Origin of the sequence: Dickeya chrysanthemi NCPPB 402 (assembly GCF_000406105.1) — a bacterium.
Taxonomy (GTDB): domain Bacteria; phylum Pseudomonadota; class Gammaproteobacteria; order Enterobacterales; family Enterobacteriaceae; genus Dickeya; species Dickeya chrysanthemi.
This window is the reverse complement of the sequence record NZ_CM001974.1, coordinates 340,627-367,523: the sequence shown is the minus strand read 5'-3', so window position 1 is coordinate 367,523 and position 26,897 is coordinate 340,627. Positions and strand designations below refer to the sequence as shown.

Here is a 26,897-nt window from a genome sequence, read left to right as displayed (position 1 = left end):
TGGCGATAATATTATCTGTACAATAATTTATTTGTTACTGAACAAAGTATTTTCTTATGACGGATACACTGGATTTCAACTGGCTGGTAGAGCAGATCAACGATACCTCGATCAAGGGGATCGCCCAGACGACTGCTACGTTAATTCGCGAAGGGCGCATACCTATCGGCACCCAGCTCCCCGCCGTGCGGGAATTGGCCGAGCGCCTGGGCGTCAGCCCGGCAACGGTTTCCGCCGCCTGGGGGCAGTTGAAGCGGCAAAAAGTGATTGCTGGTAAAGGACGCAGCGGCGTCTGGGTTTGTGGCGACCACGACACGCTAAAACCGGTGAGGTTTGAAAAAATCGGTAATTACGGCAACGGTATTCAGGCCGATCTGGTCATGGCATGTCCGGATCCGCGATTACTGCCGGACCTGCAGGAAGCCATGCTGCAAGGGATACGCTCCGACAAGCTGAACAGCTACCAACGCGACCTGATTACACCGACGCTGCGCCAGACGTTGGCGCCGGGCTGGCCGTTTCAGGCGCAGGCATTCATGGCTACCGACGGCGGCTTCGATGCCATGAACCTGATCATCCAGACACTGGTATCGCCGGGCGATAAAGTCATCATTGAAGATCCCACCGCGACCCGACTGCTGGATATGCTGGATAACGTCGGTGCCGAACTGCTGCCGCTGGCCTGCGATGAACAGGGGCCGCGACCCGACGTGCTGGAAATGCAATTGAAGAAATCGCCAGTCATGTTCATCTACCAGCCTCGTACCCACTCCGCCGCCGGGCATACCGTCAGCGAAAACCGCAGCGCCGAACTGGCGCGCCTGCTTGCGGATAGCGCCACGCTGGTGGTGGAAGACGACGGCATCGGCGAACTATCCGCCTGGCCGGTCTGGAGCCTCGGACGTTACTACCCGGAAAGAACGCTGTACGTACGTTCGTTCTCCAAAGCCTACGGTCCTGATTTGCGGCTGGCGGTTCTGTCCGGCCCGGAGTCGCTAGTCAAACGCCTGCAATCGTTTCGCAACTTCGGCGCCAGTTGGACCAGCCGCATTCTGCAGGATGCCGTGGCCTGGATGCTGACCGACCCGACGACTCAACGCAAATTGCAACAGGCCCGCGACTGCTATGCCGAGCGCCGCCGCCGACTGCTGAAAGCGCTAGCCCGCCGCGGCCTGCATCTGCCCGATCGCGACGGCTTGAGCATTTACCTTCCCGTCGAGTCCGAGCAGTTCGCCATGATTACCCTGGCTGCGCGCGGCATCGCCGTATTGCCAGGAGAGCGCTGCCGCTGCGGCAACGCGCAGTTTATTCGCGTCAGCACTTCAATGCTGAACGAGGATCAGGTGGAAAGCATTGCCGATGCGCTGGTACTCGCCGCTGGCATGGAGATCGGCGGGCATCACGCTGATCTCTGATGCCGCAGTTGCGCGCCGACGGTAGAAGCGGTATCAGAAAGAAAAACACCCTGTCAGCGTGCCGCTCACAGGGTGGGGGTGACCATCTGATTAACCGCAGGGGGAACCTACGGTTTTTCTCAAGCCCGGAATGATTACTGAGCGGCTTTCTTCGCCTTGTCGTCAGCCGGTTTTTCCGCTTTCGGCGCAGCGCCTTTCGCGTCGGCATCGGATTTGATGTCCAGCAGTTCAACGTCGAACACCAGCGTAGAATTAGCCGGGATACCCGGAACGCCGGCTTCGCCGTAAGCCAGTGCCGGCGGGATTACCAGCTTGATCTTACCGCCTTTCTTCACATGCTTGAGGCCTTCGGTCCAGCCTGGGATAACGCCATCCAGACGGAAAGACAGCGGCTCGCCGCGTTTGTAGGAATTATCGAACTCGGAACCGTCAACCAGCGCCCCTTTGTAGTTCACAACGACGGTATCGCTGTCTTTAGGCATCGCGCCGGTCCCTTCCTTCTCTACCTGGTAAAGCAGGCCGGATTCGGTTTTCTTCACGCCTTTTTCTTTGGCAAAAGCATCACGGAATTGGGTGCCTTTATCCGCGTTATCTTTGGCATCCTGCTGCATTTTCGCCTGAGCCGCTTCTTTAACACGGCCTTCAAACGACTGCAGGGTTTTTTCAATTTCTTCGTCAGACAATTTGCTCTTATCGGCAAACGCGTCCTGAACACCCAGGATCAACTGCTGCCTGTCCAGCTTGATGCCCAGTTTTTCCTGCTCTTTCAGGGAGTTGTCCATATAGCGACCCAGAGATGCGCCCAGTGCGTACGCTGCCGCTTCTTCATCGCTCTTAAATTTACCGGCCGCGGCTTTCGCTGCGTCTGCCGCGGCAGGGGCCGCCGCCGCATCAGTGGTCTTGGCCGCATCCGCCGCCATAACACCCGTACTCAGCGCCAGTCCCATGGCCGCCGTCAGCAGTGTGACTTTAAACAGTGATTTCATCCATCTCTCCAACATTCGGAGCACCATGCCCCGGCAACATTAACATTTCGCCAGCTACTATAACGTTGCGCGTAAAGACAATACAACGACGTGCCGCACCAGATAGCGAAAAATTCTGAATACCAGGGTTTACGCCCGACGGTGTGCGGTTTTACTACCAGAACTTTCCGCTTTCTGACACACTTTGCGCTCACTGCACGGGAGGAAAAACGATGTCACAGTCACCACTGGAACAACGGCTTGAGTTGCTGGAAAGTCGCCTGGCTTTTCAGGAGATCACGATTGAGGAATTGAACCACACCGTCGTGCAACACGAGCTGGAAATGACCCGGTTGCGCGAACAGTTACGGTTGTTAACCGAGAAACTTCGGGCGACATCGCCGTCGATGATTGCCTCGCAGGCGGAAGAAACACCGCCGCCGCATTATTGATGCAGGCCCGGAACCGCGTTATGCCTTGCGCCACTGCCGCGGGCTGATGCCAAACCAGCGGCGGAAGGCACGGGAAAACGCGCTGACTTCAGAGTAGCCCAGCAGGAATGCCATCTCGGAAATCGACAACTGGCGCTGCCGCAAATAATGGGTTGCCATCTCGCAACGCACTTTCTCCACCAACTGAGTGAAAGTAATGCCTTCTTCTTTCAGGCGACGTTGCAGCGACCAGCTCGACAAACCGATATTCTCCGCGACTTCTTCCAGCGCCGGTTCACCTTGCGGCAACACCTGGCGCAACCGGGCGCGCGCCAGATCCACCACGCTTTGCTGGGGGGCGTCGTTGTTAAGCCGGCGCAGGGCATCCTGCACCACCAGCAATAGCAACGGGTCATGATCCGGCATGGCGCGCATCAGGTCCCGTTTCGGGATCAGCAACGAATTGAACGGCTGGTCAAAATACACCGGCGCATCAAACGCTTTGCAGTGCTCATGCCACTGCTCGGGGCGCGGATGTTCAAAATGAACTTCCCGCGGCGCCCAGTTCTTTCCTGCCGCATGGCGAATCAGGTTTAACATCATCCCCAACGTCAGTTCCGCATCCTGACGGCAATGCAGGATAGCGCCGTGGCGCACCTGATAATCAAAACGCCAGCAGTCGCCTTTGTCCACCAGGCGAATCAGCGTATCGTGCTGGTGAAAGGGAAAGGCATTGACTACGTTATGCAATGCCTGCTCCAGAGTGGCACTGCATAACCCAACATAGCCTATCAACCCCAACGCCTGCGGTTTGAATTGCCGCCCATAGTGCAACCCGAAATTATCGCAGTCTGAATAACGGGCCGCCTCTTCCAGCACCCGGCAATAATTCACCAGTCCGACGCTGAGCGTCGGGCAGGCCAGCCTTTCCGGGTCAATACCGCTGATGCCAAGAATGCGATCCGCATCGCCGCCTTTTTCACCGATGAAGTCGGTCAGCCCCGATGCGGCGGCAGCCAGCACCCCCCGGTGCCCGATGGATAGCTCGGCGACCGGCGGCAACCGAAAAGACGTGGTTTCCATGATTTCTGCCTCACACAACCTACTCAATGCCGTAAACCTGCAAATTCCATACCATTCGCAAGTAACTGATTTAACGGTTGTCGTAAGGTAAAGCAGCACCATGGCGATCCCATGGTGCGCTGTCGTGGTGCAGTAAACGCACGGTGCCGCTCAGGCTCCCACCGGCAAAGCCTCTTTCTCCAGATAGCGACGACACAACCGCACGGTGTGATCGCTCCAGTCCACTCCCAGACTGACGGCCTGTTCCGTCTGGCTGTGCGATCCCGCCCACGCCATTAACTGAATACGACGCTGAATAAGCAACGATGGGATTACCGCACGGTCCGCCTCGCCGAGCGGGCAGACTTTCTGGTAGCCGCTGAGCCACCCCGCCACCCACGCAGGCGCACTGGGATGATGTTCCACAAAGCTGATCGCCGCCGCCAGATCGTGCAGATACCAGCTAAAACCACAATCATCAAAATCGATCACCCGGGTTTCGCCGTTTTGCAGCAGCAGGTTGGTCAGGCGCAAATCCGCATGAATCAAACCATAACGCTGGCGATCTTTACCGTAGTGCGCCAGCGCCTGACGCACCTGCGCCAGCGTTTCTTCGATAATGCCATGGTCATGCGCCTTCAGATTGGGGGCATCTTGCCAGCGCCCCCAGTGTCCTTGCGGGCCGACCATAGTGTCATGGTCCCAGACCAGCCGACGAAAACCGGCCGGTCGTTCCCAGCGGCGGCTGTGCTGGTGCAAACGCGCGGTGATCATACCCAGTTGTTCAAAAGCGGCGGCATCGACGGCGGTGGTCGGCATTTCCCCTTCAATCCAGTGGAACAGCACTACATTGCGCGTAGTACCATCCGCCATCGTCACCGTTTGCACCGCTTCGCCATCCAGCCCATGGAGCGCCTGCGGTACGGTAATCCCTTCTTCGCGCAGCGCGTCCAGCCAGGCCAGCTCACCGGCGATGTCTTCACGCTGATGGTAACCGGGACGGTGAATACGCATCGCATAACGTTTACCGCCGGCAATCAGCCGATAGGTGGCGTTTTCCGATCGGCACAGTAGGGTAAGTTCGCCCTGTTGCGCCGACGGGTAACGTTGCATCGCCAATGCGGCCAAATGGTCCAGCGTGGTGTTATCAAGGGTATCGTACTGTTCAGCCATAACCTGTTCTGCCATAGGTCTTATCTCATCCTGGGGGTTATCTCGGTAGCGGGGGATATCTGGATAAAAGAACCCGCTCAGCCTTCAGGATGTGATCACTCCCGTTACGATGCTTGACGCCGCAATGCCGCAAATTGACCTTACGCGGCACCTGCCCGCCGAATCCTCCCGGTTTGACCGCAGAGCGCAAAAATCTCCATGCGGCTGTCAAGTCGCCGGTGAACCGTCAGCGGCATTATCGAACCCTACAGACCTGCCGGCCGCCGGATGACCATGCTGTTTCGGGTAACAATGCTGTTCCGGATAACAATGCTGCTCCGGATAACAATGCTGTTTTCGGTACCGGCAATTCTTATAACCACATGATTTTCATAAATAGAGGTGATGAAAAGCAGCCGTTTTCATCCCACATCTTGTAGGGGAGACCGTCATGACAATGCAGTTAAAACCCACGCAGTTAAAACCCACCCTGGGTACGCTTCATCTGTGGGGAATTGCCGTCGGCCTGGTGATTTCCGGCGAGTACTTTGGCTGGAGTTACGGCTGGGGCGTGGCGGGAACGCTGGGCTTTCTCGTTACCACGCTGATTATCGCCGCCATGTATACCTGCTTCATTTTTAGCTTTACCGAGCTGACCACCGCCATTCCTCATGCCGGCGGCCCATTCGCGTATAGCCGTCGCGCCTTTGGCGAAACCGGTGGTCTAATTGCCGGTATGGCGACCTTGATTGAGTTCGTGTTCGCTCCGCCGTCGATCGCCATGGCTATCGGCGCTTATCTCAACGTGCAGTACCCGTCGTTGGATCCGCGCTATGCCGCCACCGGCGCTTACCTCATCTTCATGGCCCTGAACATTTTGGGCGTCAAGCTGGCGGCGATGTTTGAGCTGTTTGTTACCGTGTTGGCGGTCATCGAATTGCTGGTGTTCATGGGCGTCGTCGCGCCGGGTTTCAGCATCAGCCATTTCGTTGCCAACGGCTGGGCCGGCAGCAATGATTTCGGCGGCCCGGCGATTTCCGGTATCTTCGCGGCCATTCCTTTCGCCATCTGGTTCTTTCTGGCAATAGAAGGCGCCGCCATGGCGGCCGAAGAAGCCAAAGACCCACAGCGCACCATCCCCAAAGCTTACATCAGCGGTATTATCACGCTGGTAGTGTTGGCGCTCGGGGTGATGATCATGGCCGGCGGCGTCGGCGACTGGCGGACCCTATCCAACATCAACGACCCGCTGCCGCAGGCGATGAAAGCGGTGGTAGGCGAAAACTCCGGCTGGATGCACATGCTGGTGTGGATCGGTCTGTTCGGGCTCATCGCCAGTTTCCACGGCATCATCCTTGGCTATTCGCGTCAGTTCTTCGCACTGGCTCGTGCCGGCTACCTGCCTGCCGGTCTGGCGAAATTGTCGCGTTTCCAGACACCGCACCGCGCTATTTTGACCGGCGGCGTGATCGGCATCGCCACCATCTTCAGCGACAGTTGGATCAACCTGCAGGGGATGAGCCTGACCGCTGCGATGATCACCATGGCGGTATTCGGCGCCAACGTGATGTACATGATGAGTATGCTGAGCCTGTTCCGTTTACGTCGTACCGAACCTGAGTTGCATCGTACTTTCCACGCACCGGGTTATCCGTTCATTCCGGCTATCGCGCTGGTGCTGTCGGTGGTGTGTCTGATCGCGATGCTGTGGTTCAACCCGGTGATCGGCGGTTTGTTTATTGTGCTGATGCTGGCGGGTTACAGCTATTTTCTGATGACCCGAACCCAGCGCGACAACGCCCCACAGGACGCCATGCTGGTACGGAAGGAGTAGCCGACGTTTAACCATTACCACCTCCCAAGGAGGTGGTAATGGGCTGACAAGAAAAAAGGCCGCAATCGCGGCCTTTTCAGGGAAGGGCAAATCAGTGGTGGCAACCGCAACCACCGTTACCGCCGCAACCACCTTTACCGTGTTCATGGTCGTGATCATGGCCGTGGCCGCCGCAGCAACCGTCATGATCGTGGTCATGATCATGCGCACCGTGTACATGACCGTGCGCCAACTCTTCTTCCGTGGCTTCACGGATAGCGACCACTTCTACGTTGAATTTCAGGTTCTGGCCTGCCAGCATGTGGTTACCATCAACCACTACGTGGTCATCCTGTACTTCGGTGATTTCTACCGGCACCGGACCCTGATCGGTATCAGCCAGGAAACGCATGCCGACCTGCAGCTCGTCCACACCGACGAACACGTCTTTCGGCACACGCTGAACCAAATTGTCGTCGTATTCGCCGTAGGCATCGTTAGCGCCGACGCTGACGTCAAAACGCTCACCTACATCACGGCCTTCCAGCGCTTTTTCCAGACCGGAAATCAGCGAACCATGACCATGCAGATAGTCCAACGGCGCACTCACCGGAGACTCATCAACCAATACACCATCTTCCGTACGTACCTGATAGGCCAGGCTGACCACCAGGTCTTTTGCTACTTTCATGATATCTCCTAGCGTTGGAAATCAATTTTGCGCAAATTGTAGCGGAAAAACATCCCCATGTATTGCCCGGGATAAAAAACTGTCTGGAAGACCTTTTCCATCTGCATACCGTTCGCGGTCAACCGCCATCGCAGCCGTCTTAAGCCAGATTATTCTGGGCGAAACAGGCCGATGATTTCACCGGCGGGTGGCGTGGCAGCCTTGGGCGGTGCCTCCGACTGGCTTTGCTGATAGCCGCAGTGCACACACACCACCACTTCATCGTCGCCTTCGCGCCCCACCGCCAGCGTATCCTGCGTATGGCACTTCGGGCACACGGCTCCGGCAATAAAACGTTTGCGCATGGTTATTCTCTGTTAGCCTGTTGCATTCGCGGCATACCACGGTACGCCGCACATTCGCCTAGTGTTCTTCGTGTTCGTCCCAGTCATCCGGCCGACGCCGTTCGCGCTGCATTTCTCGCTCAAAGATCTCCTCAAGCTCGCGGCGAGCCTCCTTGACGCGGGAAATCTGCGCCACATCGCCTTTATGCTGAGGCATCAGCTCACGCAGCATACGCATGTCGAGCCGCCGAAAATGCTGTTGCGCCCGGTAAGCCTGATGAGGATGCATCCCTAATGAAACCAGGGTTTTACGTCCCAACTCCAGCGCACTCGAGAATGTTTCGCGCGTGAATTGCGTCACGCCGGCCTTCAGCAACTCATGGGCTTCCACACGGCCGCGGGCTCGCACCAGAATCTCCAGATGAGGAAAATGCTGTTGGCACAAGTGCACAATCGTCATCGAGTGTTCAGGGTTCACACAGGTAATCACGATGGACTGCGCCTGATCCGCGCCGGCGGCGCGCAGGAGTTCGAGCTGGGTCGCATCACCGTAATACACTTTATAGCCATAGGTGCGCATCAAACGCACCGCGCTGATGTCGCGGTCCAACACCGTGATACGCATTTTATTCGCCATCAACAAACGGGCGACAACCTGCCCAAACCGGCCGAATCCCACCACTATCACCTGAGGGCGATCATTCTCGACATAATGCGTTTCATCCTCTTCTTCCTGATGGTTGAAGCGACGCGATAACAGTTTGTCGATAAGCGTCATCAGTAACGGCGTGACCATCATCGACAGCGTGACCGTCACCAGCAACAACGGCAATTGCGAGCCTTTCAATACCTTGTATGTCGCCGCGGAGGAAAACAGCACAAAGGCAAACTCGCCGCCCTGACTAAGCACCCCGGCAAATTGCAGACGCTCAGAGGAGCGCAGCCCATACAACCACGCCAGCAGATACAGGATTATCCCTTTCACGACGACCAGGATCGCCACACCCGCCAACACCATCAGAATATTGGCGTACAGCACGCCGAGATTGAGCGACATACCGACCGAGATGAAAAACAGCCCCAGCAGCAAGCCCTTGAACGGTTCAATGGCGATTTCCAGCTCGTGGCGGTATTCGCTTTCCGCCAGCAGTACGCCCGCAATAAACGTGCCGAGCGCCATCGACAGACCCAGCGCATCCATGAACAACGCCGACCCCAGCACCAGCAATAGCGAGGCGGCGGTAAACACTTCGCGCACGCCCGACGCGGCGATAAAACGGAACAACGGACGCACCAGATAACGCCCGCCAATCAGCATCCCGCCGAACGCCACGACCTTCAGCCCCACCTGATTCCAGTCATCCAGTTCACCCTGAACCCCTGCCAGCACCGGAATCAGCGCCAACGCCGGGATCACCGCCAGGTCCTGAAACAGCAGCACCGAAAAACCAAGCTGGCCGGACTCGTTGCGGTTCATGCCTTTTTCACGCATCAGTTGCAGCGCGATGGCGGTGGAAGACATCGCCAACCCAATGCCGCCAATCAGCGCCGCCTGCCAGGAGAACCGGCTTAGATATAACACCCCGCCCAGCGCCGCCGCACTCAGCAACACCTGCGCCGCACCGGTGCCGAAAATAGACCGCCGTAATCGCCACAATTTGGCCGGATCCAGCTCCAGACCGATGATAAACATCAGGAATACCACGCCCAATTCGGAAAAATGCAGGATGGCTTCCACGTCACGGATAAATCCCAGCCCCCACGGGCCGATGGCGATCCCCGCCAGCAAATACCCCAGCACCGCGCCAATCCCCAGTCGCGCCGCAATCGGCACCATCAGCACGGCGACAAACAGGAACAGCACCCCGGCGTTCAAGAGAGAAGAGGTTTCCATGTTTAGGGTTCCCCATGCGGAAACGGCGACGTCAGCCAGTTGCTATAGGCTTTAGCATGCTCCCGTAACACATCAGGCGGCAATCGCCGCGCCCAATAGATAATCAGCGGCGGCAGCCAGTGCATGTGACACATGGCGGCCGTCATTTCAAATGGCCTTAATACTTCATCCATCGTGTAACGATTCACACCTGACGCACGGTACACGTCTTGTTGCTCGCCGGTCGTCACCACCGAACGCCAGTACTTTCCGGTCAGCGCATTGCCGCCTACCCCGTTGGCAAAGCCACGCGTCAACACCCTGTCCAGCCACTCTTTCAGTAATGCCGGGCAACTGTAGGTATAAAGCGGATGCTGAAACACGATCAACTGATGCTCGCGCAGCAACTGCTGCTCATGATGAATATCGATAAAAAAATCAGGGTAGTGAGCGTAAAGATCGTGCACAGTGACATGCCCAAGCTGCCGGGCGGAGTGTAATAACAGCTTATTCGCGACAGAATCCTGAGATTCCGGATGGGCAAACAGCAGCAAAATCTTTGGTGGCTGCGACATCATTCCCCTCCAGGGCGTCGTCATTGCAGGTATTTTCGGCTACCATGCGATACAGCAATAGACAGGACACGGCAGTCCTGATACCCGATCGTTAATTTAACATATTTGAACATTTGGCGCGTTATGATTGTTTTCTCCTCCTTGCAAATTCGACGCGGTACACGGGTACTGCTGGACAACGCCACCGCTACCGTCAATCCAGGTCAAAAAGTCGGTCTGGTGGGTAAAAACGGCTGTGGCAAATCAACCCTGTTGTCACTGTTAAAAGGGGAAATCAGCGCCGACGGCGGCAGCGTCACCTTTCCGCAAAACTGGGCACTGGCATGGGTCAATCAGGAAACCCCGGCGCTGGCGCGTTCGGCTATTGATTACGTGATAGACGGAGACCGCGAATTCCGCCAGTTGGAAGCCGATCTGGACGCGGCGAATGCCCGCAACGACGGCCACGCCATCGCCACACTGCACGGTAAACTGGACGCGATTCAGGCCTGGTCGATACAGTCCCGCGCCGCCAGCCTGCTCAACGGGCTGGGCTTCCAGCAAGAGCAGTTGCAACGTTCCGTCAGCGATTTCTCCGGCGGCTGGCGTATGCGCCTCAACCTGGCGCAGGCGCTGATTTGCCGTTCCGACCTGCTGCTGCTCGACGAACCCACCAACCATCTGGATCTGGATGCAGTGATCTGGCTGGAGAAATGGCTGAAGAATTACCCCGGTACGCTGGTGCTGATCTCCCACGATCGGGATTTCCTTGATCCCATCGCCAACCGGATCCTGCATATCGAGCAGGAAACGCTGTTCGAGTACACCGGCAACTACACCTCGTTTGAACAGCAACGCGCTACCCGTCTGGCCCAGCAACAGGCCATGTATCAGCATCAGCAGGAGCGGGTCACCCATCTGCAACACTACATCGACCGTTTTCGCGCCAAAGCCAGTAAAGCCAAACAGGCGCAGAGCCGCATCAAGATGCTGGAGCGCATGGAGCTTATCGCCCCGGCGCATGTCGATAACCCGTTCCGCTTTAGTTTTCGTGAGCCACAAGCGTTGCCGAATCCGCTGTTGCGGATGGAAAAAGTCAGCGCCGGCTACGGCGACCGCCTGATTCTGGACTCCATCAAGCTGAATCTGGTGCCCGGTTCACGCATCGGGTTATTGGGTCACAATGGCGCCGGCAAATCGACGCTCATCAAACTGCTGGCGGGCGAACTTCAACCGTTCAACGGCGACATCGGGCTGGCCAAAGGCGTGCGCCTCGGTTACTTCGCCCAGCATCAACTGGAGTTTCTGCGTCCCGACGAATCGCCGTTGCAGCACCTAACCCGGCTGGCGGAACGGGAGACCGAACAACAGTTGCGCGACTATCTCGGCGGTTTCGGCTTCCGGGGCGACAAGGTGACCGAATCCACCGAGCGCTTTTCCGGCGGCGAGAAAGCGCGTCTGGTGCTGGCGCTGATCGTCTGGCAGCGCCCTAACCTGTTGCTGCTTGACGAACCGACCAACCATTTGGATCTCGACATGCGTCAGGCGCTGACCGAAGCGTTGATCGACTTCGAAGGCGCGCTGGTGGTGGTGTCTCACGATCGTCACCTGATCCGATCCACCACCGACGATCTCTATCTGGTGCACGACGGCAAGGTCGAGCCGTTCGACGGCGATCTGGAGGATTATCAGCAATGGTTGCTGGATGCGCAGAAGCAGGATAATGCCGCGGATTCCGCCCCCAAAGAAAACGCCGCCAACAGTGCGCAATCAAGAAAAGATCAAAAGCGGCGCGATGCCGAGCTACGCGCGTTGACTCAGCCGGTGCGCAAACAGATTACCCAACTGGAACAACAGATGGAGAAACTGCAGGCCGCGCTGACGACAGTAGAAGAACGCCTTGCCGACGGCGCGCTCTATGACGTCAGCCGTAAAAATGAACTGACCGACTGTTTGCAAAAACAAAGCGCGACCAAGACGGAGCTGGAAAATGCCGAAATGGCCTGGCTGGATGCGCAGGAACAACTGGAACAGTTGCTGCGCGACGCCGAAGCCCAAGGGTAAGCACCATTCTGATTGAACGGCGGGCGCAATACGGTGGCCCGCTGTTCAGACGCTCTTCACGATGATTAATGCCAGATCATCAGTACGCAGGTCGCCGTCAGTAACCCCATGGCGAGATTGAATATCTTCCAGGCGCGCGGGCTTTGCAACAAACGGCCGATCATCGCGCCGAACCCCAGCCAGATAATCCCGGCCACGAGATTAACGCACACCATCGCCACGCTGATGGCCACCACCGACCCGACATAACCGTCGCCAGACAGGCTGAACCCCGCGACGGCGCCCAGCGACATCAACCAGGCTTTGGGATTGAGAAATTGCAGCAAACCGCCCTGATACAGCGGAATCGGCTTCGGCGGCGCGCTATCCGTGTCGAGTTTTTCATAAGCCGCCGTAGCAATTTTCCACGACAACCACAGCAGATAGGCGCTGCCCAACACCTTCAACGCCAGATGCAGCGAGGGATAAAGCAGGATCAGGCTGCCCAGCCCTAACGCCACCAGCAGCAGCATGATCTGCATCCCGATCATGATGCCCAGCATCAACGACATAGAGCGTAATACGCCAAAGTTGGCGGCGGAGGCGGTTAGTAGCATATTATTGGGGCCCGGCGTAATGGCGGCGACCCACAAGAAACCGAGCATTGAAAGAAACAGGCTGACGTGCTCCATGAAACGGCGGTCCTTATAACTGAAGGGACGTTCAACCTAGCAGCGAGACAGGATGCAGACAAGTATTTCGCCATGCGGCAACAGGTATCGCGGCCTCTTTTCATCGTGGCGCTCTTTTTATGAATCATTCTTCTTATCGTAATACGTGTTTTCAGCCCCTGCCGGACGGGGATTTTATCGATCTCGCTTGGAGTGAAGCGCCGGTGCAGGCGGCACATGGCACCAGCCTGAGTTGTGGCTGGAACAGCGGATCCCCAAGCTGGTTCACCCCTTATCTGGAGCAGAACGCATGATCATTCCCTGGCAAGAACTGGCACCGGAAACACTGCAAAATCTGATTGAATCGTTCGTCCTGCGCGAAGGCACCGACTACGGCGAGCAGGAGCGCACGCTCGACGAAAAAGTCGCGGACGTACGCCAACAATTGGCACACGGCGAGGTCGTGCTGGTATGGTCGGAACTGCATGAAACCGTCAATATCATGCCCCGCCGCCAGCTCAGCAGCGGTGAGCGGTATTAGCCCTGAATCAATCGGTTAAAAACGTAAATTGGCGTGTCACCGCGGTATAAACATGCTAACAATGCTCAGATATCTCTGACCGGGGTTGCCCCTATTTACCGGATTACCGGAGATTGCCCCATTCACCGGAGGTTACACACCATGTCGCACCAGCATCCGATTATCGCGGTCACCGGCTCCAGCGGCGCGGGGACTACCACCACCAGCCTGGCGTTTCGCAAAATTTTCCAGCAACTGAATCTGCGCGCCGCACTGGTGGATGGCGACAGCTATCACCGCTATACCCGGCCGGAAATGGACATGGCGATCCGCAAGGCGCGGGATCTGGGGCGCCACATCAGCTATTTCGGGCCGGAAGCGAACGATTTCAGCCAACTGGAACACACGTTTATTGAATACGGCCGCAGCGGCACCGGCCAGACCCGCAAATACCTGCACACCTACGACGAAGCCATTCCCTACAATCAAGTGCCGGGCACCTTCACGCCCTGGGAACCGATGCCGGAACCGACCGACCTGCTGTTCTACGAAGGGTTGCACGGCGGCGTGGTCACCGACCAGCATGATGTGGCGCAGCATGTCGACCTGCTGGTGGGCGTGGTGCCGATCGTCAACCTGGAGTGGATCCAAAAACTGGTGCGCGATATCAACGAGCGCGGTCACTCCCGCGAGGCGGTGATGGATTCCGTCGTGCGCTCAATGGAAGATTACATCACCTACATCACGCCGCAGTTTTCCCGTACCCACATCAACTTCCAGCGCGTGCCGACGGTAGACACCTCTAATCCGTTCGCCGCCAAAGCCATTCCCTCGATGGACGAAAGTTTCGTGGTGATCCACTTTCAGGGTCTGGACCATATTGATTACCCTTACCTGCTGGCGATGTTGCAAGGCTCATTCATTTCCCACATCAATACGCTGGTGGTGCCGGGCGGCAAAATGGGGCTGGCGATGGAGTTAATCATGATGCCGCTGGTGCAGCGGTTGATCGAAGGCAATAAAATTGATTAATAGCCGACGGTAGCGGCTTTGCAGGATGCGGCGGCAACAGGAGCAAACCGCCGTAGTCAGACGCATTAGTCCAGCGCGATCACTTCATGGCTGTGGGTCACGTTAACCGCTTTTTCCAGCATCAGCGCCACCGAGCAGTACTTTTCCGCCGACAGCGATACCGCGCGCTCCACGGCTTTATCGCTCAACCCTTTGCCGGTCACAATAAAATGCAGGTTAATGGCGGTGAACAGGCGCGGCGCCTCTTCACGGCGTTCCGACGTCAGGCGAACCTCGCAATCCACCACATCGTGACGGCCTTTTTGCAGAATAGACACCACATCGATGGCGCTGCATCCGCCTGCTGCCATCAGCACCATTTCCATCGGGCTGGGCGCTTTGTCGCCGGCGTTGCCGTCCATCAGCAGTTGATGCCCGGACGCGGATTCACCCAGAAACGTCAACCCTTCAACCCATTTCACCCGAGCCTGCATAAATTTGTCCTCAATCAATTATTTTTGAAATTTTGCACCGCTTATGTACAAAAAAGCCTGATAATCAGAGCTTAATCATGCTGAAGCGAGACAACACGAGACACTACACTCAACCTGTGTTACAAACAAAAGCGTAACCGCGTGTGTTGAGTCTTCGTCAGGCCCGCCACCGGCTTACTGGCGTCATCCGATATGCGCTGAATGATTCAGACCAACGCATCCGCAATCTGAATATGACGTGTATAGACAGCCTCAGTATATTCCCTGACGTCATTCCGCCAGAACGGAATTGAATTATAACTATGTTATCACGCCGTACAGGGAACTCTGAGCCCTGTGATTTGCGCAGTGAATTACAAACAGAGGATAACAGCGAATGGTTCTCGGCAAACCGCAAACAGACCCGACTCTCGAATGGTTCCTTTCTCATTGCCACATTCACAAGTACCCATCGAAGAGCACCCTTATTCATCAGGGTGAAAAAGCAGAGACGCTTTACTACATCGTGAAAGGCTCGGTTGCCGTGCTAATCAAGGATGAAGAAGGCAAGGAAATGATTCTGTCTTATCTGAATCAGGGCGATTTTATTGGCGAACTTGGCTTATTTGAAGATGGGCAGGAACGCAGTGCGTGGGTGCGGGCGAAAACCGCCTGTGAAGTCGCTGAGATTTCCTATAAGAAATTCCGCCAGCTAATTCAAGTCAACCCGGATATTCTGATGCGGTTGTCATCGCAGATGGCGCGTCGCCTGCAAGTTACATCGCAGAAAGTCGGTAATCTGGCGTTCCTCGACGTAACCGGTCGTATCGCGCAGACCTTGCTGAACCTGGCTAAACAGCCGGATGCCATGACGCACCCGGACGGTATGCAAATCAAGATCACTCGTCAGGAAATCGGCCAGATCGTCGGCTGTTCCCGCGAAACCGTCGGCCGTATCCTGAAGATGCTGGAAGATCAAAACCTGATCTCCGCCCACGGTAAAACCATCGTGGTGTACGGTACGCGCTGATCCCCATCCCTCATCCGACAGGGCGGCCATCTGGCCGCCCTCCTTGTTTCAGACCGTTGTACCATCCTAACGCACCTGTCTGGCATCCACGTTCGCGTCTTACCAGTACTTGTTGATCTCGGTACGCAACGCCTCTGCGGTGGCTTTGCCGCTCTCAGACGCGAGGGCGCGACCGGCGATAAACGCCTTGGCGCTGATGCCGTCAAACAGGTGGATATCCTCCGGCACGATGCCGCCGGTAATCGACAGCTCAAGCCCCAGCTCAGACAGCGCACGCATTCTGCCAAGATCGGCGGAAGTCCAATTGACGCCGGCCAGCTCCGCATCGCGGGAACGGTGGTAAATGGCCTGGGTAATCCCCATCGCAACCCACTGTCTGGCGTCATCCAGATTCCAGTTGCCGTACAGTTCAATCTGGATCTCCCCGCCGAATTCATCAGCCACTTTCTTACAGGCGGCGATAGTGGCCACGTGCGCGGCGGCGGACACCGTGATCCAGTTAGCACCGGCGGAAAACGCCATGCGCGCCAAAATTGCGCCGCCGTCGGTGGTTTTCATGTCGCAAACGATAATGTGGTTCGGATGACGCTCACGCAGGGTACGCACCGCCGCCATCCCTTCGGCAAAAGCCAGAATCGTCCCGACTTCGATAATATCGACAAAGCCGCCGACACGTTCGGCAATCTCTACAGCGGTACTCAAATCCGTCGAATCAAGGGCAATTTGCAGCATAGGTTTGGTCATAATGCGATTTCCTTTCCAATCGTGAAAATATCGGGATCTCTGACTTGAGGGCGAGCGCAGCCCGTGGCCGATTGCCACTGTTTATTTCAAGCCGTTATTGCAATGACATCATGTTACGTGTGCGGGCTATTCAGCGCTGGCCGTAATAGGCATTGGCACCGTGTTTCCTGAAATAGTGTTTATCAGAAAGCGCCTGATCAATATGAATGTCCGCATTAAGCAGCCGGGTCGAAAACGCCATGGCGGCGACTTCTTCAAGCACCAGTGCATTATGCACCGCATCCAGCGCATTTTTCCCCCAACAGAACGGCGCATGGCCGGTAATCACCGCGCCGGGCACCGCCAGCGGGTCAAGACCGCGGCGCTGAAATTCTTCCACGATCACCAGGCCGGTATTTTTTTCATAATCATCGGCTATCTCGCCCTCGCTCAACGGGCGGGTACAGGGAATATCACCGTAGAAATAATCGGCATGGGTGGTGCCGAGCGCCGGAATATCCCGACCGGCCTGTGCCCAGATGGTGCCGTGGCGCGAATGGGTGTGCACAATACCGCCGATATTGCCGAACGCGCTGTAAAGTGCCAGATGGGTGGCAGTATCGCTGGAGGGATTAAGGTGCCCTTCCACCACTCGCCCATTCATATCCACCACCACGATATCGTCGATGGTCATCTGCTCGTAGGAAACCCCCGAGGGTTTGATGGCGATAACCCCCAGCTCGCGGTCAATCTGCGACACATTGCCCCAGGTCAGCGTCACTAAACCGTGACGCGGCAGCAGCAGGTTGGCGTCCAGTACGATAGCTTTCAGTTGCTGATACATCGTTGTTTCTCCTGCGCCCCTTACAGAGCGCCTTGTTACCGCTTATGCCGTTTGGGCCAGCGCCTTATCGATGACGCTGAACACCTCTTCCCGGCTGGTGCAAGCCCGCAGCTTGTCGAGGTTGATTCCGCTGTCGCTGTGCTCGTCTTCAAGTACCTGAGTCACTTCCATCAGCCCTTCCATATGCTCATCGGAGGTACTGCCCGCCAGCGTGATCAGCACATCCACCGGCTCGTCTTCTCCCTCGAATTTAACCGGTGCGGTGAGCGTCACCAGCGCAAACGCCGTACGGTTGACGCCGTTTTCCGGCCGCGCATGGGGCATGGCGAATTGCGGAGCGATCACGATATAAGGCCCCATTTTCTCGATACTGCTGATAATCGCTTCGTGATAGCGGGGCTCGACGGCGCCGGACGCAATCAGCATATCGGTGCCAAGCTTGATGGCCTCGCGCCAGTCCGCCGCACTGGCGTGAAGCAGCACGGAGTCATTGTCGATTAACGATTGTTTGAATTTCATATGCGTCTCCTTGCCTGTCCCCTCGCAGAGGGGAAGGCGTGATTGGTTAACCGGCAAAATTTTTCTTGATAAGCCCCAGCAACTCGTCGCCAAACGACTGCGGATTAAGCATGTTTTGTACTCCCAATACGAACTTACCTTCACCGGGGTGCATTTCTCCGGCCAGATGTTTGGACGAGACGATGATGTCGGTGGTCGAGAGTTTGGATTTGTAATCTGCCACGGCGCAGGAGTCCATGATGTGCGGTACTCCCCGTTGTTCGAGAAACTTGCCGATCTTCATTTTCATCATCATGGAAGAGCCCTGCCCGTTGCCGCACACGGCCAGAATGCGCACGGCGCGTCCGTCGGCCGGCATGGCCGGTTGTGATTCGACCGGCTCGGCATCAGCAGCGGCGGCGGCGGCAGGTTGTGCGCGGTCTTCTTCCTGACGCAGGGTGCGTGACGCGAAGTACATATAAACGCCGGCGCCGGCCAGCAACACAAAGAAGAACAGGGATGAGAACGACAGCCCCTGCATAATGGCCGGGAACACCAACGCCCAGTCCGCCATACCCATCCAGCCGTTAAAACTGGTGCCGTTATGGGTAAACAACTGAATCGCCCAGGCGGAACCCAATACTTCAATGATCCCCATAACGAAACAGATCTTCATTACCGCCCGCCAGCCGCCGAAGTGGTTGGCAAATACCCCGATGGTGGCGTTAGAGAAGAACATCGGAATAAAGCCGGGGATGATCATGATGGATGCGTTAAACAACAGCAGGCCGATCACCGCCAGGAACTGTCCCAGCGTGCCCCAAATGAAGCCGAACACCATCGCGTTGGGGGAATAGGCATAAATAGCGGCGCAATCAATCGCCAATACGGCATTGGGGATGACGCGCTCGGAGATCCCTTTGAACGCTTCGGACAGCTCGGCCACGAACATACGCACCCCGGCCACAATCACCTGAATCGCCACCGCAAACCGAAGGCCGGTTTCCAGAATATAAATGGTCCAGTGGGTCGAGCCCGCCATTTTCTGCAGGTTATCAAGACCGAACGACAACAGAATGATGCCGAAGAAAACCGTCATCACAATGGCGGTAGCGGTAATGCTGTCGTGGAAAATGTGTAGCCATTTCGGCAGTTTGAGCTGATCAACGCTGTCTTCTTTGTCGCCCAGTTTGGGTGCCAGTTTGGTTGCTACCCAGGAAGCCACCTGCTGCTGGTGACCGATAGAAAACCCCGCCCCGCCGGTCACAGCCTGGGTCGGCTTGAACATGATGTTGGACGAGATCCCCCAATAAAGCGCCATGATCACCGCGGTATAGAGGATGGTTTCCCACATGGAAGCCCCCATCACCACGTAGAACACCGCCACCAGCCCCACCTGCTGAAACATGATGTGGCCGGTCAGCATGATGGTGCGAATGCCGGTGATGCGCCGGAATACCACCAGCAGGATATTCAGGCCGAGCGCCAGCAACACCGCATACCCCACCCAGGAGTAACGGCTCCCCATGGTTTCCATGGTCGCCATCATGGTGGTGTAAGGGTCGATAACCGAACCGGTCAGGTGGTGATACTCGGAGATTTTGTCGATCACCGGCTTGAAACCGGATACCAGTGTGGTCGACCCGACTTGCACCAGCATAAAGCCGACGATGGTTTTGACCGTTCCTTTAATCACCGTCGTACCGTCACGCCGGAGCAGCAGATAACCGATGCACGTTACCAGCCCCAGCAATAACGGGGCTTTAGTCATCACCTGGCTGTAGAAAATGTAAAAAATGCTGTAGAGGGTTTCCATAACGTTGCTCCGTCCAAAATGAGGACAATGACACTGCTATTGGATTGCTATTGGAGTAGTGGACTACGTCCCCACCCGTCCAGATATGGCTTGCTTTCATTCCGTGGACGGTGGACAACATTGGCCCCCGCCCTGATAAACTCAAAAACAATCATATTTCATCAAAAAATGATTTTTTGTGATGAATGTCTTGCGCATAAAAATCTCTTCATTGCGGTATTCAGATTGAAAAAAGCTCACATTTGCGAATGATTTCTCCTGTCATCCAGCGATATCGCACGCTTTTTTCTGCTTACCCAATAAATAAAAAATCAAATAAAACAAAATAATAAATAAAAACCCGCGGGTTTCGCACAGGAAAAGTTTTGTCCATATCACAAAATAATCACGACAATCATTGATAATCAAAAAAGCCGTTGATATAGTCACAAAAAATCACGACCAATCATAGACGCGCAGTCATGTGCGCCATGTCATTATCCGATGACCCGCTGTCGGGTTCGCCAGCGCAGTGCGGCATCCAAACCAGAAAGGTACGTCCGATGAGCAAGATTGATGAGATCACCCGTGAATCCTGGATACTGAGCACCTTCCCTGAATGGGGCTCGTGGTTAAACGAAGAGATTGAGCAGGAAGAAGTTAAGCAGGATACCTTTGCCATGTGGTGGTTGGGGTGCACCGGCATTTGGCTGAAATCAGCCGGCAATACCCATATCTCCATCGATTTCTGGTGCGGCACCGGCAAGAAAACGCACGCCAATCCCTATATGAACAAACAGCACCAGATGATGCGCATGGGCGGGGTTCGCAAGCTGCAACCCAACCTGAGAACCTCGCCGTTCGTACTCGATCCCTTCGGCATCAAACAGCTCGACGCGGTACTGGCGACTCACGACCATGCCGATCACATCGATGTCAATGTAGCGGCCGCCGTATTGAAAAACTGCGGTTCCCACGTGAAATTCATCGGCCCCAAAGCCTGCGTAGAACTCTGGCAACGCTGGGGCGTCCCGGCTGAACGCTGCATCGTGGCGCGAGTCGGCGATGAGATTCCGGTCGGCGACATCGTGATTCAGGTTCTGGATGCGTTTGACCGCACCGCGCTGGTGACGCTGCCGGCCGGCGTATCGTCAAAAGACAAGAGCATTCTTGATGGCATGGACGATCGGGCCGTCAACTATCTGGTCAAAACCTCCGGCGGTAACCTGTATCACTCCGGCGATTCTCACTACTCCAACTACTACGCCAAACACGGCAACGACTATCAGATCGACGTCGCCTTGCTTTCCTACGGCGAGAACCCGCGTGGCGTGACCGACAAAATGACCTCATCGGACATTCTGCGCGCCGGCGAATCGCTCAACGCCCAGGTGGTCATCCCGTTCCATCACGATATTTGGGCCAACTTCCAGAGCGACCCGCGTGAAATCGAAGTGTTGTGGAATATGAAGAAAGACCGGCTTGGTTACGGCTTCCGCCCGTTCTTCTGGCAGGTTGGCGGCAAATACACCTTCCCGACCGATAAAAACAAGCTGCACTACCAGCACCCACGCGGCTTTGACGACATCTTCGTCGATGAACCGGAGTTGCCCTACAAGTCTTTCCTGTAAAGCACATCCCTGCCGCAGGCCATGTGGACATTCATGGCCTTGCGGCACGTACAGTCGGGCATAACAGCAAGAAGCGAGCATCATGCATAACTTTGACAAGCCCTTTCGCCTCGGGCTCTACGAAAAGGCGTTACCCGCCGCACTGACGTGGGAAAAGAAGATTCTGGTCGCCAAAGAACTGGGTTTTGACTTCATCGAAATTTCAGTCGATGAATCAGACGAAAAATTGCAGCGGCTGGCGTGGAGTGATAGCGAAACTTACCAGCTCCGTCACCTGTGCGAGCAAAACAATTTCCCGCTCCAGTCCATGTGCCTGAGCGCACACCGCCGTTTTCCATTCGGCTCACACGACCCGGCTATCCGTAAAAAAGCCCATGAGATCATGGAACAAGCGATCAACCTCGCCTACAAACTGGGTATTCGCTGCATCCAACTGGCGGGCTATGACGTCTACTACGAGTCGCCATCCGCCGAGACGCACCAGCATTTTATCGACGGAATGAAAACCGCCACCCGCATGGCCGAACGCGCCGGCGTCATGCTGGGGGTTGAAATCATGGATACGCCGTACCTCAATTCTCTGAGCAAATTTGAGGTGCTGAAAAAAGCCATCCCTTCGCCTTACTTTATGGCTTATCCGGACGTGGGCAACATCACCGGCTGGAACTACGACATCTGTACCGAACTGAAACTGAGTTGCGATCACATCGTGCAGATCCACCTCAAAGACACCCGCAAGGTCTCCACGCACAGTCAGGGGCAATTCCGTGATTTAGTGATTGGCGAAGGCGAGGTCGATTTTGCCGCCATCTTCCGGACGCTGGCCGAAATGGGCTACAACGGCCCGCTGGTACTGGAGATGTGGGCCAAAGACGAACTGTGGGCCGATAACCTGAAACTGGCACGTTCGCGTCTGGCCGAAATAGGTCGTGAAGCCGGTCTGGCGTTGGCGTAATTCGATGTCGTCAAAAGAATCTCAGGAACGGCTGTCATTCATGCGCATGCAGGATATAATCATAAAAAAATCAGATTCAATCACTATCAGGCACGATATGACAGAAGCTCAGCGCCACAGCGCCATCCTGGAATTGCTCAATCAAAAACGCCATCTGTCGATCACAGGTATCATGCAGGCCTTTGATATTTCGCCGGCTACCGCTCGCCGTGATGTCAATAAACTCAACGATTCCGGCAAGCTGCGTAAGGTGCGCAACGGTGCAGAAGCGCTTACGCAAACCAAAGCCCACTGGTCGCCGCTCAACAGCCATGAGAGTGTGAATCGCGGTGAGTTTTCCAATCACAGTGAAAAAGTACGTATCGCTCAGGCGGCTGCCGCCCTGATCAAACCGGGCGAAAGCGCGGTTATCAATTGCGGCTCGACCGCCTTCGTGTTGGGCCAGGAAATTTGCGGGCAGGATGTGCAAGTCATCACCAACTATTTTCCGCTGGCGAACTACCTGATTGAACACGACCACGACGGCGTGGTGATTATCGGCGGCCAGTACAATAAATCCCAGTCCATTACCCTTGCGCCACAGGACGAAATCTCTTCCCTTTACGCCGGGCACTGGATGTTCACCAGCGGTAAAGGAATCACCGCAGACGGCCTGTACAAAATGGACATGCTGACGGCCATGGCCGAGCAAAAAATGCTTAATCACATCGGCCAACTGGTGGTGCTGGCCGACAGCAGCAAGATAGGGCAACGCGCCGGTATGCTGTTTTGCGCGTCCGACCGGATCAATATTCTCATCACCGGTAAAGACGCCGACCAACACGTCATCGCCCAACTGCGTGACAAAGGGGTCAAGGTCATGTTGGTGTGACCCGTTCCCCACCAGCGCAGGGCAGCATAAAACAAAGAGGGTGACCGTCGGCCACCCTCTTTTGCTTCATACTCTTCGCAGGACGTGCTGGCGTACGAGGAAAAACGCCGTTTACGCGCCCTTCACTACCTGCGCCACCGCTTTTTCAAACAGTGCCATCCCCTGGTCGATCTCTTCCGGGGTAATCACCAGCGACGGCACAAAGCGGATCACATCCGGCCCCGCCACCAAAATCATCAACCCCAGATCCGCCGAGGCCGCCAGAAAATCCCGGGCGCGGCCATGCCAGGCCGGTTTCAGCTGTGCGCCCAGCAGCAGGCCCATGCCACGAATTTCATCAAAAATGCCGTACTGGGCGTTGATGCGCTCCAGCGCAGACACGAAGCGCGCATGGCGATCGACCACGCCCGACAATACTTCCGGCGTATTGATCACATCCAACGCCGCTTCCGCCACCGCACAAGCCAACGGATTGCCGCCGTAAGTCGTACCATGCGTACCGACCGCCATCACCGAGGCTATCTCTTCCGTGGTCAGCATGGCGCTTATCGGGAAACCGCCGCCCAGCGCTTTGGCGGTGGTCAGAATATCCGGCGTGATGCCGTAGTGCATATAAGAGAACAGCTTGCCGCTGCGGCCCATGCCGCACTGCACTTCATCAAACACCAGCAGTGCCTGATACTGATCACACAGCTCGCGCACGCCGTTGAGGAAGGCCGGCGTTGCCGGCGTAATGCCGCCTTCGCCCTGAATCGGCTCCAGCACCACTGCGCAGGTGTGGTCGTCCATCACCGCTTTTACCGCCGCCAGATCATTGAACGGCACATGCACGATATCCGCCGGTTTCGGGCCGAAACCATCGGCGTATTTCGGCTGACCGCCGACCGATACGGTAAACAGCGTACGACCGTGGAACGACTGGTAAAACGAGATTATCTTGGTTTTGTACGGGCTATGACGGGTAATAGCGTAATGGCGCGCCAGTTTGAACGCGGCTTCGTTGGCTTCCGCGCCAGAGTTGGCGAAAAATACGCGGTCGGCAAAGGTGGCGTTGATCAGTTTAGTGGCGAGACGCAGCGCCGGTTCATTGGTGAATACGTTGCTGGTGTGCCACAAGGTTTCACCCTGCTCTTTCAACGCCGCCACCAGCGCCGGATGGCAATGGCCCAGCGCCGTTACCGCGATGCCGCCGGAAAAATCAATATACTCTTTGCCCTGTTGATCCCAGACACGGCTCCCTTTGCCTTTTACCGGCACAAACTGCGCGGGTGCATAAACCGGAAGAATTACCTTATCGTAAGTATCCCGAGTTACTGCTGCTTTCTCTGTCGCCATTTGCTGCCCCGTTGTCATATCCCGTTGTCACGAATGAAAATATAGTCAATAAATATGCATAAAAAATCAAAAATAGGCAATCATTAATCCGATGCCTGCGAACTTACCTTAGCTATCCACCTATAAATCAAGGAAATTTTTCAGCAACGCGTGCCCTTGCTGACTAAGGATGCTTTCCGGATGAAACTGAACGCCTTCCAGCGGCAATGTACGATGCCGCACCCCCATGATCTCATCGATATCGCCGCCGTTCTCGGTCCAGGCCGTCACCTCAAGACAGTCGGGCAAGGTATCTTTTTCCAGAATCAGCGAATGATAGCGGGTAACGGTGAGCGGGTTTGCCAGCCCGGCGAATACGCCGCGATCGGTATGCCGTACCGGCGACGTCTTACCGTGCATCACCTGACGCGCACGCACCACCCGTGCACCAAAGGCTTGTCCCAGCGCCTGATGCCCGAGGCACACGCCCAGAATCGGCAATTTACCGGCAAAATGGCGAATAGCCGCCAGTGAAATTCCGGCGTCGTCCGGCGTGCAGGGGCCCGGAGAAATCACCAGTTGCTGCGGCGAGAGTTGCTCTATGTCGGCCAGCGTCAGCGTATCGTTACGCCTGACCTGCACCTGAACACCCAGCTCACAAAAATACTGATACAGGTTGTAGGTAAAGGAGTCGTAGTTATCGATAAGTAGCAGCATATCTTTATTGATCAGCAGGAGAATGACGCGATACGCGTCGCTGACATCACACCAATGGCGGCTGATGCCGAATGAATGTGCCGAGTCTGCAGAGTTGAGAGGCGCTTGTCCAGATGTGGGGCGGAAACAACCGAAAAAGAACGTAAATAAAGAAACCCGCCGCATAATGAGAAAAACCCGGCCATACCATGGCCGGGAAAGTGAAAACGACACGCCAGGCGATCACCCGGTTTCATTACGCAGCACCACCGGGTTGAATTGCTTTCGAAACTCGATGGGCGTAACACCGGTATAGCGCTTAAACATCTTTTCAAAATGGCTGAGATCGCCATAACCACAATCCAGATAGAGATTGGTAATCCGGCTCATGGGATGGCATTCCAGCCGCTGGCAGGCATAGAAAATGCGGGCCTGATTCAGAACCTGTTTAAACGATAGCCCAAGGCTGTGCTTGAGCAAATACGAGAGATGCGACGGGCTAATATGAGAATTTTCCGCCAGTTCAATCAGCGTGACTTCACGCTGAAAATGTTCGCCCAGATACAACAGCGCCTTGATTACCGACGGATGAAACTGTTGTAACGCGTCCTGATCACGGCCCAATACCGCATCACACAGTGAGCGGTTAATCCGCCGATGTTCACGCGCCAGCGCCACTGCCTCCTGGGGCACGATATGCGGCAGAATACGGCCGGCCTGCGCCAGGCTAATTTCCTCGTCATCGCTGAGCATCAACAACCGGGCGACACTGTGCCATAACTGCCGCACATTGCCGGGCCAGTCGTAATGGTGCAGATGGAACAGCACGTCGGGATGCAACGTCTGCCGGACCGACTGGCGATACGCCTGCCAGGCGGCATGCACCAACTCGGCAATATCCGGTGTTCGGCCTTTCAGGGCCGGCACCGGCAGCAACTGGCATCCAAACGTCGATACCCATTGCGCACCGGGTTGTGTCGGCATTGTCCCGCGTTCAGCTTGGGGGGAGAGAAACCCGAACACCAAACGCAGCTCATTGCGCCCGGCATACTCGTTTTGTAATTGCGCCAGCAGCTTCTGCTGTTGCTGCTCAGTCAGCGTATCAAAACCGGGGATACACAGCGTCAGCCGACGATCGTCAGGAATAGCGCCAAGCATATCCGCCAGCCGTTGTATCGGGTCACCCTCGCCGCTCAGCTCGATATAACGCCCCTGAGAGGCCTGGAGTCTGGCGCGAATATAGCCCGTGATATCGGACAGGTCAGCACCAGGCTCGCCATAAAGTAAAATCGGCCTGCCGGATAGCATTAACCGATCGATCTGCTCACGCAGCGCCGAGGGTAAAAAGATGAATTCTGGAATATGCCGTCCAACCGAATAACCCGTGAGGGGTATTTTTTCGGCAGGAATATTTTTCAGTTTACCAGGTAGTATATTCTCTGTTTTCACGGGAAAATCCTTTCGTTAACTCCTGCCAGCGCACATTGCATCATGTGCTCCTTCATAAGAAATGACGCTGTTTGCCACAACTCATCGAATAGTT

The 26,897-nt window shown here is 55.9% G+C and carries 27 protein-coding genes; 11 read left to right on the top strand and 16 right to left on the bottom strand.

Annotated features, from left to right (window positions below; translation table 11 throughout):
* Nucleotides 1–56: 56 nt before the first annotated feature.
* Nucleotides 57–1,415: an aminotransferase-like domain-containing protein gene (locus tag DCH402_RS01725; RefSeq protein ID WP_039999298.1), complete on the top strand. Its 1,359-nt coding sequence runs from the start codon at nt 57–59 to the stop codon at nt 1,413–1,415.
* Between the two features lie 134 nt (nt 1,416–1,549).
* Here DCH402_RS01725 and fkpA read toward each other — a convergent pair whose 3' ends face one another.
* Entirely contained in the window at nt 1,550–2,401 is an 852-nt protein-coding gene (fkpA, locus tag DCH402_RS01720; protein WP_039999296.1) for an FKBP-type peptidyl-prolyl cis-trans isomerase, read from the bottom strand.
* Between the two features lie 212 nt (nt 2,402–2,613).
* Here fkpA and DCH402_RS01715 point away from each other — a divergent pair, with 212 nt between their 5' ends.
* On the top strand, nt 2,614–2,832 hold the full coding sequence (locus tag DCH402_RS01715) for a protein SlyX (protein ID WP_039999295.1): 219 nt from the start codon (nt 2,614–2,616) through the stop codon (nt 2,830–2,832).
* Nucleotides 2,833–2,850: 18 nt separating this feature from the next.
* Here the strand turns inward: DCH402_RS01715 and qhpR are convergent, their stop codons facing one another.
* Complete coding sequence (gene qhpR / locus DCH402_RS01710) at nt 2,851–3,894, bottom strand: AraC-like transcriptional regulator QhpR (RefSeq protein WP_039999293.1); 1,044 nt, start codon at nt 3,892–3,894, stop codon at nt 2,851–2,853.
* Nucleotides 3,895–4,044: 150 nt separating this feature from the next.
* The gene (locus DCH402_RS01705) at nt 4,045–5,061 is read right to left on the bottom strand and encodes a phosphotransferase enzyme family protein (RefSeq protein WP_039999291.1); all 1,017 of its coding nucleotides are present in this window, start codon (nt 5,059–5,061) and stop codon (nt 4,045–4,047) included.
* Nucleotides 5,062–5,476: 415 nt separating this feature from the next.
* Here DCH402_RS01705 and eat point away from each other — a divergent pair, with 415 nt between their 5' ends.
* The gene (gene eat / locus DCH402_RS01695; RefSeq protein WP_039999288.1) at nt 5,477–6,859 is read left to right on the top strand and encodes an ethanolamine permease; all 1,383 of its coding nucleotides are present in this window, start codon (nt 5,477–5,479) and stop codon (nt 6,857–6,859) included.
* 91 nt (nt 6,860–6,950) lie between these two features.
* Here eat and slyD read toward each other — a convergent pair whose 3' ends face one another.
* The 4 genes from slyD to kefG all read right to left on the bottom strand — a co-directional run bounded on the left by slyD (nt 6,951) and on the right by kefG (nt 10,300).
* Nucleotides 6,951–7,529, bottom strand: coding sequence for a peptidylprolyl isomerase (gene slyD / locus DCH402_RS01690; RefSeq protein WP_012768082.1), 579 nt, complete (start codon nt 7,527–7,529; stop codon nt 6,951–6,953).
* A 149-nt stretch (nt 7,530–7,678) separates the two neighbouring features.
* On the bottom strand, nt 7,679–7,873 hold the full coding sequence (locus tag DCH402_RS01685) for a YheV family putative zinc ribbon protein (RefSeq protein WP_039999287.1): 195 nt from the start codon (nt 7,871–7,873) through the stop codon (nt 7,679–7,681).
* A 58-nt stretch (nt 7,874–7,931) separates the two neighbouring features.
* On the bottom strand, nt 7,932–9,746 hold the full coding sequence (gene kefB, locus DCH402_RS01680; protein ID WP_039999285.1) for a glutathione-regulated potassium-efflux system protein KefB: 1,815 nt from the start codon (nt 9,744–9,746) through the stop codon (nt 7,932–7,934).
* Between the two features lie 2 nt (nt 9,747–9,748).
* Nucleotides 9,749–10,300 carry a glutathione-regulated potassium-efflux system ancillary protein KefG gene (gene kefG / locus DCH402_RS01675; RefSeq protein ID WP_039999284.1) on the bottom strand — a complete coding sequence of 184 codons (552 nt, stop codon included), beginning with the start codon at nt 10,298–10,300 and terminating at the stop codon, nt 9,749–9,751.
* 123 nt (nt 10,301–10,423) lie between these two features.
* On the opposite strand from kefG, the gene DCH402_RS01670 reads away from it, so the two are divergent.
* The gene (locus DCH402_RS01670) at nt 10,424–12,343 is read left to right on the top strand and encodes an ABC transporter ATP-binding protein (protein ID WP_039999283.1); all 1,920 of its coding nucleotides are present in this window, start codon (nt 10,424–10,426) and stop codon (nt 12,341–12,343) included.
* 65 nt (nt 12,344–12,408) lie between these two features.
* Here the strand turns inward: DCH402_RS01670 and DCH402_RS01665 are convergent, their stop codons facing one another.
* Nucleotides 12,409–13,014, bottom strand: a complete 606-nt coding sequence (locus tag DCH402_RS01665) for a LysE family translocator (protein WP_039999282.1) — start codon at nt 13,012–13,014, stop codon at nt 12,409–12,411.
* Nucleotides 13,015–13,133: 119 nt separating this feature from the next.
* Here DCH402_RS01665 and DCH402_RS22710 point away from each other — a divergent pair, with 119 nt between their 5' ends.
* The 3 genes from DCH402_RS22710 to DCH402_RS01655 all read left to right on the top strand — a co-directional run bounded on the left by DCH402_RS22710 (nt 13,134) and on the right by DCH402_RS01655 (nt 14,545).
* Entirely contained in the window at nt 13,134–13,307 is a 174-nt protein-coding gene (locus DCH402_RS22710) for a hypothetical protein (protein WP_162531366.1), read from the top strand.
* Nucleotides 13,304–13,534, top strand: coding sequence for a YheU family protein (locus DCH402_RS01660; RefSeq protein ID WP_039999281.1), 231 nt, complete (start codon nt 13,304–13,306; stop codon nt 13,532–13,534). The genes DCH402_RS22710 and DCH402_RS01660 overlap by 4 nt, the downstream gene beginning before the upstream one ends.
* Nucleotides 13,535–13,675: 141 nt before the next feature.
* Nucleotides 13,676–14,545: a phosphoribulokinase gene (locus DCH402_RS01655; protein WP_039999280.1), complete on the top strand. Its 870-nt coding sequence runs from the start codon at nt 13,676–13,678 to the stop codon at nt 14,543–14,545.
* 65 nt (nt 14,546–14,610) lie between these two features.
* On the opposite strand, the gene DCH402_RS01650 is transcribed toward DCH402_RS01655, so the two are convergent.
* A complete protein-coding gene (locus DCH402_RS01650; protein ID WP_027710739.1) occupies nt 14,611–15,018 on the bottom strand; it encodes an OsmC family protein in 408 nt (135 codons plus the stop codon).
* 376 nt (nt 15,019–15,394) lie between these two features.
* Between DCH402_RS01650 and crp the strand changes: the two genes are divergently transcribed.
* The gene (gene crp, locus DCH402_RS01645) at nt 15,395–16,027 is read left to right on the top strand and encodes a cAMP-activated global transcriptional regulator CRP (RefSeq protein ID WP_012768072.1); all 633 of its coding nucleotides are present in this window, start codon (nt 15,395–15,397) and stop codon (nt 16,025–16,027) included.
* Nucleotides 16,028–16,126: 99 nt separating this feature from the next.
* On the opposite strand, the gene DCH402_RS01640 is transcribed toward crp, so the two are convergent.
* The 4 genes from DCH402_RS01640 to DCH402_RS01625 all read right to left on the bottom strand — a co-directional run bounded on the left by DCH402_RS01640 (nt 16,127) and on the right by DCH402_RS01625 (nt 19,908).
* Entirely contained in the window at nt 16,127–16,771 is a 645-nt protein-coding gene (locus DCH402_RS01640; RefSeq protein ID WP_012768071.1) for a 3-keto-L-gulonate-6-phosphate decarboxylase UlaD, read from the bottom strand.
* 130 nt (nt 16,772–16,901) lie between these two features.
* Nucleotides 16,902–17,594 carry an L-ribulose-5-phosphate 4-epimerase gene (locus DCH402_RS01635; protein WP_039999278.1) on the bottom strand — a complete coding sequence of 231 codons (693 nt, stop codon included), beginning with the start codon at nt 17,592–17,594 and terminating at the stop codon, nt 16,902–16,904.
* 42 nt (nt 17,595–17,636) lie between these two features.
* Nucleotides 17,637–18,113 (bottom strand): PTS sugar transporter subunit IIA, encoded by a 477-nt coding sequence (locus tag DCH402_RS01630; RefSeq protein ID WP_039999276.1) that lies wholly within the window; start codon nt 18,111–18,113, stop codon nt 17,637–17,639.
* 46 nt (nt 18,114–18,159) lie between these two features.
* Complete coding sequence (locus DCH402_RS01625) at nt 18,160–19,908, bottom strand: PTS ascorbate-specific subunit IIBC (RefSeq protein ID WP_039999274.1); 1,749 nt, start codon at nt 19,906–19,908, stop codon at nt 18,160–18,162.
* A gap of 542 nt (nt 19,909–20,450) precedes the next feature.
* Here DCH402_RS01625 and ulaG point away from each other — a divergent pair.
* From ulaG to ulaR, 3 genes are all read left to right on the top strand, one after another.
* Nucleotides 20,451–21,518 carry an L-ascorbate 6-phosphate lactonase gene (ulaG, locus tag DCH402_RS01620; protein WP_039999272.1) on the top strand — a complete coding sequence of 356 codons (1,068 nt, stop codon included), beginning with the start codon at nt 20,451–20,453 and terminating at the stop codon, nt 21,516–21,518.
* Nucleotides 21,519–21,600: 82 nt separating this feature from the next.
* Entirely contained in the window at nt 21,601–22,473 is an 873-nt protein-coding gene (locus tag DCH402_RS01615) for an L-ribulose-5-phosphate 3-epimerase (RefSeq protein WP_039999265.1), read from the top strand.
* A 97-nt stretch (nt 22,474–22,570) separates the two neighbouring features.
* Nucleotides 22,571–23,344 carry an HTH-type transcriptional regulator UlaR gene (ulaR, locus tag DCH402_RS01610; protein WP_012768065.1) on the top strand — a complete coding sequence of 258 codons (774 nt, stop codon included), beginning with the start codon at nt 22,571–22,573 and terminating at the stop codon, nt 23,342–23,344.
* A gap of 111 nt (nt 23,345–23,455) precedes the next feature.
* On the opposite strand, the gene argD is transcribed toward ulaR, so the two are convergent.
* From argD to DCH402_RS01595, 3 genes are all read right to left on the bottom strand, one after another.
* Nucleotides 23,456–24,679 carry a bifunctional acetylornithine/succinyldiaminopimelate transaminase gene (argD, locus tag DCH402_RS01605; protein WP_039999264.1) on the bottom strand — a complete coding sequence of 408 codons (1,224 nt, stop codon included), beginning with the start codon at nt 24,677–24,679 and terminating at the stop codon, nt 23,456–23,458.
* Nucleotides 24,680–24,799: 120 nt separating this feature from the next.
* Nucleotides 24,800–25,375, bottom strand: a complete 576-nt coding sequence (locus DCH402_RS01600) for an aminodeoxychorismate synthase component II (protein ID WP_040003297.1) — start codon at nt 25,373–25,375, stop codon at nt 24,800–24,802.
* Between the two features lie 222 nt (nt 25,376–25,597).
* A complete protein-coding gene (locus DCH402_RS01595) occupies nt 25,598–26,803 on the bottom strand; it encodes a helix-turn-helix domain-containing protein (protein ID WP_039999263.1) in 1,206 nt (401 codons plus the stop codon).
* Nucleotides 26,804–26,897 lie beyond the last annotated feature (94 nt).